The following is a 10625-nucleotide window of genomic DNA, read 5'->3' as shown; positions in this document are numbered from 1 at the left end:
CGCTCGGCCCTTTCAGGGCCGAGCGCCGGGCGAGTACGCGGGCTCGATTTGCCATTAGCGCGGCGCACCGACTCCAGGCGGCCTGAGCCGCCTTAGATCATCGCCCTTCGAGCAGTCAGACCCAAGACTCCAACCACATGTGCCAGAGCCAGAACGTGTAGGGCACAGTCTTACCAGTCCATATCGGTGACCACAGCAAGGCGAACGTTGCCGCAGTCACTAGGAGGCTGCCAATAAGAGCGACGCCTTCGGAGCGTACCCGCCATGTCGGAACGCCGGTCCAGGTGGACGGCAGGTGAATGCGGCCCGGACGCAAACCGAAACCGAAGAAGGACGCCACCGGGCCCCGGGGCCACGGGCGCCCCGGGCCGACACGCCCCTCGGCCAGCAACTGCGCCTCACGCCGGGCCAGCACCGAGCCGGGCACGGGCCTGAGCAAGCCTGCAACCGAGCCGACGGACAGGACCAGGATCAGCACCACACACGGAACGAAGGCCACGGTGTAGAAGGTGAAGATGGTCCGCTTGGAGTAGATGAACCACGGCAGGTACAGGCCGACGTAGCCGATCAGGGGGACCCAGATGCGCCAGTCTCGATTGCGGGCGCCGAGCACCACGACGGCGAATGGCAGTGCCAGCACCGCGCCCCACCAGATGGGGATGTTGCCGATCGAGGTGATGGCCTGGATGCAACGGTCTGAGCCGCAGTCCGCACCAGACATCTCCTGCTCACTGAGCCAGTAGAACGACGTCGGCCGCAACTGCAAGAGCCAGCCGATCGGTTTGGACATGTATGGATGCTCGCTGTCCAGTTGGACGTGGAAGTTGTACATCGACAGGTGATACTCAAGCAGGCTGTTGAGTGCATCCGGCAACCACCCGCGCGCTACAGACCCCTGCTCGGCCCGCTGCACCTGCGCCCAATCCCGGTAGGCGCCGTCGTGCAGGAACCACGATCCCCAGCCGGCGACCAGGTACACGACGAAGGCCACCGGCACCAGACGAATGAAGTCACCCACGCCCCGCGCGACAAGACCCTCCAGGAACCAGGCCCTAGCCTGCACCCGCCGCAGCGCCTGGGTATCCCACGCGACCACGAGGACTCCAACCGCCGCCAACAGGTAGGCTCCCGACCACTTGATTGAGCAGGTCAGGCCCAACATGAGCCCGGTCGCCAGTAGCCACGGACGCAAATGCGCTCGGGGCGCTCTAAAATCCGGGAGTGTGCCCGCGAGGTCCGCAGCCAGCCGCGCCCGCGACCACTCGCGATCACGAACCAGGCAGTACAGCGCGGCGGTGGCGAACAGGCCGATGAAAATGTCCAGCAGACCGATGCGGGACTCGGTTATCCCGACGCCGTCGATGGCCAGTAGTAGGCCTGCCAAGCCCGCCAGCAGCGGAGAACGAGTCAGTCGCAGCGTCAGGCGCGCCAATATGATTACCGTCAGTATGCCCGCCAGCGCAGGCATGAAACGCCACCCGAAAGGCGAATCCGCCCCGAATATCTGCATTCCCAGGCCGATCAGCCACTTCCCCAGCTGCGGGTGGACCACATAGCTTGGTTCCGTTGTCAATGCGGAGAAGTCTCCGCGGGCGAACAGCTCATTGGCGTCGTCAGACCACGTCGACTCGTACCCGTTGTGCCACAGCGCATAACCGTCCTTGACGTAGTAAATCTCGTCAAACATGAGCTGATGCGGGTGTCCCAGCCCAACCAGCCGGGTGAACGCAGCCACTACACCCGCCACAACCGTGGCTATCCAGCCATTCACTCGCACCTGCCGAGGCAAGGGCGCGCCCTCGACCGGCTCCAGGCCCAGCAGGGAGCGCAGCTGATCCTCGCTGCGCGGTGCTGCCGGATCGGCGTCAATACCCAGGACAGCAGGGGGATAGGCGCTTAGCGGGGCGCCACTGGCGCAGGCGCCCGCGTCGGACGCCGCAGAATCGTCTACCGGGGCGCCGTCGGCTGGCTGGGTCTGCAGCCCCGACTCGGCCGCCTGGGAAGACGCGCCAGGGTGAGCGAGCATGCTGGGATCATCCGGTGAAGCAGCACAGGGTGAAGTCACGTCTGCGAGTCTATGGCGGCCCGTCATACTGAGGCCATGAATAACGACATGAGCGACGCCACCCCGCCCGCCGGGGTTGCGAACGCCGCGCCACCCGCGCAGGCGGACCCAGAACCGCCGGACCGCGCCGCACCGCAGCCGGGAGTCATTACTCTGGCCGCCACCCCGATCGGAAACGTGGCCGACGCCTCTGCCCGCCTGCGCGCCGCCCTGGAGCAGGCCGAGGTGGTGGCCGCAGAGGACACACGCCGCCTATTCGCCCTCGCTCACCGCATGGGAGCACGTGTCACCGGGCGGGTATTGGCATTCCACGAGCACAATGAGGCGGACAGAATCCCGGAACTGCTGGAGGCCGCCCGCGCGGGGCAATCGGTGCTAGTCGTGTCCGACGCTGGCATGCCCGGGATCTCCGACCCGGGTTTCCGGCTCGTTGTGGCTGCCGCCGGTGCCGACGTACCTGTGACCGTGGCGCCAGGGCCGTCCGCAGTGCTCGCCGCCCTGGTGCTGTCCGGTCTTGCCAGCGACCGCTTCACCTTTGAGGGATTCCTTCCGCGCAAGGCCGGTGACAGGCGCCGAGCCCTGGCTGAACTCGCCGATCAGCCGCGCACCATGGTGTTCCTGGAATCGCCTCGCCGAACTCACGAGACGCTGCTCGCCATGGCGGAGGCCTTCGGCGCGGACCGGCGAGCCGCCTTGTGCCGCGAGCTGACCAAGACGCATGAGGAGGTGCGGCGGGCAAGCCTGGGTGAATTGGCGGACGCCACCGCCGCGGGTGTGCTAGGAGAAGTCGTGCTGGTAGTCGCGGGCGCGCCGCCACGCCGGGTTGACGTGGCAACCGCTGCCGCCCAGGCGCTGCGCCTCGCCGCAGGAGGCATGCGGCTCAAGGCAGCGGCCGCCCAGGTGGCCTCCCAGGCGGGCGCTCGCCCGAACGAGGTCTACCGGGCCGCCCTCGCAGCGCGCGCCGCAGGAACGGGCCCCGCGGCCGAAGCCTGATCAGGCGCTTAAGGAGCGACAACTGGGCGGAGGAGGCCGCCCGGAGTGCCAGGTGTCAGGAGCCCTGCTCGCCATCGGGTGGAGTGAGGGGACGGTAAACCACTTGCTGGGGTGCGAAGCCGTAACTGTTGGGCGCCGGCGGGTTCGCGGCAGGCGGCGCCGGCGTAGCTGGAGGCGGCATGGTTGCCGACGGGGCACTAGGCGGCTGTGGCGATGCGTATGCGCCCGGGGCCGGTGCCGTCGCGTCCGGGTGAACGGCGCCGGCGTCCGGGGGAAAGGCCGTGAATGCCGGCGCGCCCGCATGGCCTGGCGCGAAGAGCCGGGAAACGACCATGCGTGAGCGCTTGCGCCTGCGCAGTATCAGCCAGACTGCTCCGCCCGTCGTGATGGCAGCCCCCGCCAAGGCGAAGGGGATGGAGGCGAGTGCGAGCCGGGCGCTGCTATCCCATTCCGGGGAGACGTTGGAGACGTTGATGGTGATTGTGGCATCGCCGTTGCAGGCAACCGTGTAAGTACCGGCGTCGGTGGAGCGGAAACCCAGCACCTGCGGCGGCTGTCCGCTCTTGTGATCGGGCTGATAAACATCCAGGACCGTATCTGCGGGGTCGCTGACCGTACAGGTGGTATTGGCATCTTCCGAATAGAAGCCGTACTCGGTGTCCGCGAGCAGGATCAGCGCGGTCGGTGTGCCGTCATCCTCCACGTCTACCGCGTTCTTCTCCAGCACGCTCGGCGCCGTCTGCACCGCGGTGACGAATAAACCGATCCCCACGAGCAGCGTGACCACGCCCGCGATCGTCAGGATACGCGGCACCTTCAGGGACGGTAGGCCATCTGAGTCCACCCCCCGGGGCGGCTGCGGTGAGCCACCGCCAACCGGGCCGGGCTGATTCCACACCGTCACGTCTGCCACCTCGGATTCATGTTGCGGTCACGGCGCTGCTTCGCCTACGAATTCTACGTTTGACTGCAGCCTACTGCCCCTGGCGACTCAGAATCCGGGACGCCCGGAGAAGGGCGCGGAGGACTGGGCCTGTAGCGCCCGCTTATTGTGCGCGCTGCGGGCAACCAGCCAGATGACCCCGGCGATGGTCAGGGGCAGGCCAACGACGAGCAGGCCCACAACCAGGAAGATGCTGAACACGCTGTGCATGATGGCCTGAGCGTCGATGAGCTCACCGAAGTAAACGTCCTCTCCGGGGACGTCAGTCGTGCACGTGACCGTGTAGTCGCCGGACACGCCTGCCTCAACAACCCCGAACAGTCGCCGCTCATTGACAGTGACGTTAGACGACGGCCCGCTCACCTCCGCCTCCGTGCCGTCCGCGGCGGTCACGGTGCACTGCGAGTCCCCGTTACCGTACAGGCCGTACACAGCCGTAGGCTCGAGCTGCACCGCGGTCGATCCATTGGCGGAAATCGGCTGCAGGCCGCCCACGGTTCGGGCCGCCATACCCGTGAACACCACGATGAGCACAACTGCGGCCACAATCAGCAGCACGCCGGACAGCAGCAGGATCAGTGGTCCCTTACGTCCCTTCGCGGCCGGTGCGGCAGGGCCGTAAGGGCTGGTAGGGCCTGCGCCCTGGGGCGCGTGCGCGTAGGGGGAGCCGGGAGAAGGGGGATTGGCCATGGGGTACTCCGGTGCGGTAGGGGTTGGTGGCGTCGGTCGCCGTGTCATCACGCTCACGATACGTGCCGTGTCGCCCGCGGGGCCTCCGTGAGCGACGCGAGACGTTGTCGGGAAGCAGGTCGACGTTGGCGCGCCGACTAATCCCGGACGACTTCCCGGGTGGTTGCGGCGGGGCCGCGCCGGTTCAGCCTGACGCGCCTATTGCCGATAAAGTGCCAAAGGCCCCCCGAGCGTAGCCAGCGGCAGTCCGATGAGGCCCATACAGGTGGCGGCGATCACTCCCCACCAACCGCAGTCGACGATCCGGAGGTCGGTCAGGCGCCCCACCGATATCCTCCGCCCGGAGCACGTGAAGGTGTGATCGCCGGTCGCCTCGACCTCGATCACTCCGAGAATCCGATGATCGGCCACTGGCGTCTCCTCCGACGGCGGAAGGACCGCGACTTCCTCCCCGTCCGGCCCGGTGACGGTGCAGTCGGCGGTTCCGGTATCCCACAGTCCATATGTTGTCTGGCCGTCAAGGCGCACAGTGGTCTCGCCAGCCGAATCCAGCTCCAGCACCCGCAGGTCCCTGATGGGGTGTTTCATGGGCAGGCAGATGACCAGCGCGGCCAGCGCCACCAGGCACAGGACTACGCCGATGCGCAACAGGACTCGCGGTGCTCCTAACGCGGGCGGTCGGGGCATCGCGATCTCCTCCAAGGTCGATGACGCACACCTGGCGTGCTCGTCGCCGCCACCATAGGGGTGCCGGAGCCGCAAACACAGGGGGAGAACAACCCGGGGCGCCCCGGCCGCCAGAACGGATAGGCTGCCCCCATGAGCCGTATCCTCTCCGCCGTCGCCTGGCCCTATGCCAACGGTCCCCGCCACATCGGACACGTCGCCGGATTCGGCGTCCCCTCCGACGTCTTCTCCCGCTACATGCGCATGGCCGGCCACGACGTCCTCATGGTTTCCGGCACTGACGAGCACGGCACCCCCATCCTGGTGGCCGCTGACGAGGAGGGCATCAGCCCGCGCGAGCTCGCCGACCGCAACAACCGGCTCATCGTTGAGGACCTGGTGGCCCTGGGCCTGTCCTACGACCTGTTCACCCGCACCACCGCCGGCAACCACTACCGGGTGGTGCAGGACATGTTCCGCACCGTGCGAGACAACGGCTACATGGTCGAGCAGGTCACCCGCTCCGCCATCTCCCCCTCCACCGGCCGCACCCTGCCCGACCGTTACATCGAGGGCACCTGCCCGATCTGTGGCTCGGCCGGAGCCCGCGGCGACCAGTGCGACACCTGCGGCAACCAGCTCGACCCCACCGACCTGATCGACCCCCACTCCCGCATCAACGGGGAGACCCCCGAGTTCGTGGAGTCCTCCCACTGGTTCCTGGACCTGCCCGCCCTGGCCGACGCGCTGGGTGTCTGGCTGGACGAGCGGGAGGCCTCCGGCGCCTGGCGGCCCAACGTCATCCGCTTCTCCAAGAACATCCTGGCGGAGATCCGGCCGCGCGCCATGACCCGCGACATCGACTGGGGCATCCCCATCCCCGGCTGGGAGGACCAGCCCAACAAGCGCCTGTACGTGTGGTTCGACGCCGTCATCGGCTACCTGTCGGCCTCCATCGAGTGGGCGCGCCGCAGCGGCGACCCCGACGCCTGGCGCCAGTGGTGGAACGACCCGCAGGCCCTGTCCTACTACTTCATGGGCAAGGACAACATCGTCTTCCACTCCCAGATCTGGCCCGCCGAACTGCTCGGCTACAACGGCCAGGGCGATCGCGGTGGCGAGAGCGGTGACATGGGCGTGCTGAACCTGCCCACCGAGGTTGTCTCCAGTGAGTTCCTCACCATGGAGGGCCGCAAGTTCTCCTCCTCCCACGGCATCGTCATCTACGTGCGCGACTTCCTGGCCCGCTACCAGGCCGACGCCCTGCGCTACTTCATCTGCGCCGCCGGCCCCGAGACCGCCGACGCTGACTTCACCTGGGCGGAGTTCGTACGCCGCACCAACGGCGAGCTGGTGGCCGGCTGGGGCAACCTGGTCAACCGCACCGCCGCCATGATCCACAAGCGCTTCGGCGCCATCCCCGCGCCCGGCGAGCTGGAGGACGTGGACCGGGCCCTGCTGGACGTCGTCGACGCCGGTTTCGCCACCGTCGGCGACCTGATCCGCCACCACCGGCAGAAGGCCGCGCTCGCGGAGGCCATGCGGCTGGTGGGTGAGGCGAACAAGTACATTGCCGACACCGAGCCCTTCAAGCTCAAGGGGGAGGAGGGCAGCCCCGCCCATCGGCGCCTGGCCACCGTGCTGCACACGCTCGCCCAGGTGGTAACGGACCTGAACCTCATGCTCTCCCCGTTCCTGCCGCACGCCGCCAACGACGTCGACCGCGTCATGGGCGGCGACGGCGACCTCGCCCCCATGCCCCGGATCGAGGAGGTGGACGAGCTCGACCAGCAGGTACTGCCCGAGGCCTTCGCCGGGCGGACCGGCTACCCGATCATCACCGGCGACTACGGCGGCGTGCCCACGTGGGAGCGCCACGCCGTGGTGGTCGGCACTCCGATCGCCAAGCCGAGGCCCGTCTTCGTCAAGCTCGACGAGGGCATCGTGGAGGAGGAGCTGGCCCGCTACGCCAACTCCCAGCCCGACGACGTCACCGGCGCATGAGCCGCAAGCACCGCGACCGCTCCTGGCCGCCCGCCGACGCCGTCACACCCCTGGCGGCACCCGTCACCGATAACCACACCCACCTGCCGGTTCCCGGAGAGGTCGCCGCCGGGCCCGGTGCCGACGCGCCGCTGGACGCCGCCGAACTGGTAGCCCGGGCGGCCGCAGTCGGAGTCACCGGCATCATCACCTCCGCATGCGAAACGCCCACCTGGACGCCGAGCCTCGCCCTGGCGCGCGAGCTTCCCGGCGTACGGGTCGCCCTGGCCGTCCACCCCAACGAGGCCGTCGCCCACGCCGGGGTGCGGGAGATCGGCCCCGACGGCCTGGAGCCCGTGCACCGGCCCCACCACGACGAGCCCCTCGATGAGGCCATGAGCCGACTGGAGGCGTTGGTACGCGGCAACCGGGACGCCGTCGTCGCCGTCGGGGAGACCGGCATGGACCTGTTCCGCACCGGCCCGCGCGGCGCCGCCGTCCAGCGTGACGCCTTCCGCGACCACATCGCCCTGGCGAAGGAGCTGGACCTGCCGCTGCAGATCCACGACCGCGACGCCCACGCCGAATGCGTCGAGATTCTTGAGGCCGACGGCGCCCCCGAGCGCACGGTCTTCCACTGCTTCAGCGGGGGAGTGGCCCTGGCCGAGGCCTGCGCCGAGCACGGCTGGTACGCCTCCGTGGCCGGGCCCATCACCTACCCGGCTAACGACGAGCTGCGTTCGGCCATCGCGGCCGTGCCCGACGAGCTGCTGCTGGTGGAGACCGACGCCCCCTACCTGCCTCCGGGGCGCTGGCGCGGCCGCCCCAACGGCTCCTACCTGATGCCCGACACGGTGCGTTTTCTCGCACAATTGCGCGGCATGAGCGAGGCGGATATGGGCGTGGTGCTGGAGCGCAACACCGCTCAGGTCTACGGCACATGGCTGTGAAATGGGTCAGGTTATGTTGCTGAGGTGACGCGTAGTCGGTTAGCGTGATCAGCAGTTGTCAACCGTTAGGAAGAATTCCCGTGGGTCGTCACTCCCAGAGTAGTTCCTTGAGCACAACCCTGGTTGAGCTCGGAGCCCTAGCCTCGAAGAGCCTCACTAGCACTACTGAAGCGCATGGCCGCCGCCGCGCCGCAGGTCCGGCGAAGACCTCCGTATCCCCGGTGATGTACCGCGCGGGCGGGGTGGCCGCAGCCTTCTCACTGGCGGTTTCAGGCGGCGCCTACGCCGCTACTCAGTTCGGCGAGTCGGACATCGCCCCCCTCACCGAGTCCCAGGCGCGCATGCAGGCGTTCTCAGCCTCGGGCCAGGACGTGGCCGAGGGCCTGGTAGTTGGCGGTGACGTGGCCGAGGTCTCATCGCTCACCGAGGACGTGACCGACGAGTTCGAGCAGGTGGAGAAGGAGACCGACTCCCTCGCCGAGGGTGAGACCGAGGTGGAGACCGAGGGAGTCAACGGGGTCACCCGGGTGGTGTACCGGGTGACAAGCGTGGGCGGCAAGGAGATCGCCCGCGAGGTGGTCTCCCGTGCGGTGGTCAGCGAGCGGGTTGACGAGGTGGTGCTGGTCGGCACCGGCAGCGCCGACACGACCGACTCCTCAAGCTCGGAGGGCACTTCCAGCACCACCACCACCGCAACGGCCTCCGGTGACGGCACCACAGCCGCCTCGGCGCAGTCCATCGCCAAGTCGATGATGTCCTCCTACGGCTGGGACGACTCCCAGTTCAGTTGCCTGGTCAGCCTGTGGAACCGCGAGTCCGGCTGGAACTACCAGGCCCAGAACCCCTCCTCCGGCGCCTACGGCATTCCGCAGTCGCTACCGGGCTCCAAGATGAGCTCGGTGGCCTCCGACTGGGCCACCAACCCCACCACTCAGATCACCTGGGGGCTGGGCTACATCTCCGAGCGCTACGGCAGCCCCTGCTCCGCCTGGGCGCACTCGGAGTCCACCGGCTGGTACTGACCGCCACAGCCGCGGCTGCGTACCGGCCTCGGCGGGTGCACCCGCGGGAACTGCTGCGCGGCGCACGCGCCCCTCACACCCCCTGCCGTGAGCGGCACCATGCAGGAATGCAGGCCACGCCTCACATGCCGCGCGACCCCGCTACACGTCGCCGCGGCGCCCGGCAAGTCCATGCGGTTCCGCCCGGGCCGCCCCGGAGCGGCGTGGGGCATACGCCAACTCGTGACCTATGTCATTGCCGGGCCTTGTGGGCTTCGCTAGCGTGAAGTCCGGTAGGCACCGAGATCACGAGATCAGTGGTTCGGTGGCTGCCGCCACCGAGAAAGGACCCCATGACACCCGTCAAAGATCTGCTCAAACCCGGCCTGCTACGTGCCGGAGGCGTGGCCGCGGCCCTGGCCCTGTCCGTCTCGGGTGGTGCCTACGCCGCAGTGCAGGCCACCGCCCCGGGCGGTGACGTCGAGACCCTGCCGGAGACCGTCGTCGTGGCCTCGGCGGCAAGCGCGGACATCACCGCCGGGGACGTCGCTGCGGGAGAGGGCACGGACCTGGTGGTCGGCGGTGACCAGACCACGGTCTCCGCGGTCGCCGAGGACGTGACGGAGGAGTTCGGACGGGTAGAGCAGCAGACCGACTCCCTGCCCGAGGGCGAGACGAAGGTGGAGACCAAGGGTGTGGCCGGAGTCACGCGAGTGGTCTACCAGGTAACGAGCGTGGACGGCAAGGAGATCGCGCGTGAGGTGGTCTCCCGGGCGGTCGTAACCGAACGGGTCGACGAGGTCGTGCTGGTAGGCACCGGCAGCGTCGCGGATGACGCCGCCACCGCATCCACCGACGCCGCCACGGAATCCACCGGCGGCTCCAGCGGGGGCGGCGCCACGGCATCGGGCTCGGGATCCTCCGGCGGCTCCACCGGAAGCAGTTCCTCCGCGGGCTCCTCCGCCGGTGACGACTCGGTATGGGCGGCCCTGGCCCAGTGCGAGTCCGGCGGTAACCCCACCACCAACACCGGGAACGGCTTCTACGGCCTGTACCAGTTCTCCCTGCCCACCTGGCGGGCCATGGGCGGGACCGGCTACCCGCATGAGGCCGACGCCGCCACCCAGACCGCCATGGCCAAGAAGCTCCAGGCCCAGGCAGGCTGGGGGCAGTGGCCGCACTGCGCCGCCCAGCTCGGCCTACTCTGACCGGAGCCGACGCACCGCGCGGTAGCGCCGCCTGCCACCTGATACATCCCCCGCCGCCGCAGGGTGCTGGTTGGTCGCGGCGTCCCCGCCGCCGCAGGGTGCTGGTTGGTCGCGGCGTCCCCGCCG

At 68.7% G+C, this 10625-nt stretch carries 9 protein-coding genes; 5 read left to right on the top strand and 4 right to left on the bottom strand.

Going from position 1 to position 10625, the window contains the following annotated elements; genetic code table 11:
* Positions 1-115 precede the first annotated feature (115 nt).
* On the bottom strand, positions 116-2026 hold the full coding sequence (locus GZ997_RS06505; protein ID WP_162679313.1) for a phospholipid carrier-dependent glycosyltransferase: 1911 nt from the start codon (positions 2024-2026) through the stop codon (positions 116-118).
* Between the two features lie 75 nt (positions 2027-2101).
* Here GZ997_RS06505 and rsmI point away from each other — a divergent pair, with 75 nt between their 5' ends.
* On the top strand, positions 2102-3058 hold the full coding sequence (gene rsmI / locus GZ997_RS06500) for a 16S rRNA (cytidine(1402)-2'-O)-methyltransferase (protein ID WP_237564267.1): 957 nt from the start codon (positions 2102-2104) through the stop codon (positions 3056-3058).
* Positions 3059-3113: 55 nt separating this feature from the next.
* Here the strand turns inward: rsmI and GZ997_RS06495 are convergent, their stop codons facing one another.
* From GZ997_RS06495 to GZ997_RS06485, 3 genes are all read right to left on the bottom strand, one after another.
* Positions 3114-3872 (bottom strand): hypothetical protein, encoded by a 759-nt coding sequence (locus tag GZ997_RS06495; RefSeq protein ID WP_162679312.1) that lies wholly within the window; start codon positions 3870-3872, stop codon positions 3114-3116.
* A gap of 177 nt (positions 3873-4049) precedes the next feature.
* Entirely contained in the window at positions 4050-4691 is a 642-nt protein-coding gene (locus tag GZ997_RS06490; RefSeq protein WP_162679311.1) for a hypothetical protein, read from the bottom strand.
* 198 nt (positions 4692-4889) lie between these two features.
* Complete coding sequence (locus tag GZ997_RS06485; RefSeq protein ID WP_162679310.1) at positions 4890-5378, bottom strand: hypothetical protein; 489 nt, start codon at positions 5376-5378, stop codon at positions 4890-4892.
* 132 nt (positions 5379-5510) lie between these two features.
* Here GZ997_RS06485 and metG point away from each other — a divergent pair, with 132 nt between their 5' ends.
* The 4 genes from metG to GZ997_RS12940 all read left to right on the top strand — a co-directional run bounded on the left by metG (position 5511) and on the right by GZ997_RS12940 (position 10499).
* Positions 5511-7361, top strand: coding sequence for a methionine--tRNA ligase (gene metG, locus GZ997_RS06480; protein WP_162679309.1), 1851 nt, complete (start codon positions 5511-5513; stop codon positions 7359-7361).
* Positions 7358-8290 carry a TatD family hydrolase gene (locus tag GZ997_RS06475; RefSeq protein ID WP_162679308.1) on the top strand — a complete coding sequence of 311 codons (933 nt, stop codon included), beginning with the start codon at positions 7358-7360 and terminating at the stop codon, positions 8288-8290. Before metG ends, GZ997_RS06475 begins: the two co-directional genes overlap by 4 nt.
* A gap of 107 nt (positions 8291-8397) precedes the next feature.
* The gene (locus tag GZ997_RS06470) at positions 8398-9312 is read left to right on the top strand and encodes a G5 domain-containing protein (RefSeq protein ID WP_203234060.1); all 915 of its coding nucleotides are present in this window, start codon (positions 8398-8400) and stop codon (positions 9310-9312) included.
* Positions 9313-9644: 332 nt separating this feature from the next.
* Positions 9645-10499: a resuscitation-promoting factor gene (locus GZ997_RS12940; RefSeq protein ID WP_162679306.1), complete on the top strand. Its 855-nt coding sequence runs from the start codon at positions 9645-9647 to the stop codon at positions 10497-10499.
* The last annotated feature ends 126 nt before the right edge of the window (positions 10500-10625 follow it).

This window comes from Actinomyces sp. 565 (assembly GCF_010365615.1).
Lineage (GTDB): Bacteria > Actinomycetota > Actinomycetes > Actinomycetales > Actinomycetaceae > Actinomyces.
The sequence above is the reverse complement of the archived record's forward strand: the minus strand, read 5'-3'. Positions and strand labels throughout refer to the sequence as shown.

What these genes read in the sequence shown, in the direction of transcription:
- GZ997_RS06485 (WP_162679310.1), bottom strand. Translation starts at nt 5,378, where the DNA reads ATGCCCCGACCGCCCGCGTTAGGAGCACCGCGAGTCCTGTTGCGCATC.
- metG (WP_162679309.1), top strand. Translation starts at nt 5,511, where the DNA reads ATGAGCCGTATCCTCTCCGCCGTCGCCTGGCCCTATGCCAACGGTCCC.
- GZ997_RS06475 (WP_162679308.1), top strand. Translation starts at nt 7,358, where the DNA reads ATGAGCCGCAAGCACCGCGACCGCTCCTGGCCGCCCGCCGACGCCGTC.
- GZ997_RS12940 (WP_162679306.1), top strand. Translation starts at nt 9,645, where the DNA reads ATGACACCCGTCAAAGATCTGCTCAAACCCGGCCTGCTACGTGCCGGA.
- GZ997_RS06505 (WP_162679313.1), bottom strand. Translation starts at nt 2,026, where the DNA reads ATGCTCGCTCACCCTGGCGCGTCTTCCCAGGCGGCCGAGTCGGGGCTG.
- rsmI (WP_237564267.1), top strand. Translation starts at nt 2,102, where the DNA reads ATGAATAACGACATGAGCGACGCCACCCCGCCCGCCGGGGTTGCGAAC.
- GZ997_RS06490 (WP_162679311.1), bottom strand. Translation starts at nt 4,691, where the DNA reads ATGGCCAATCCCCCTTCTCCCGGCTCCCCCTACGCGCACGCGCCCCAG.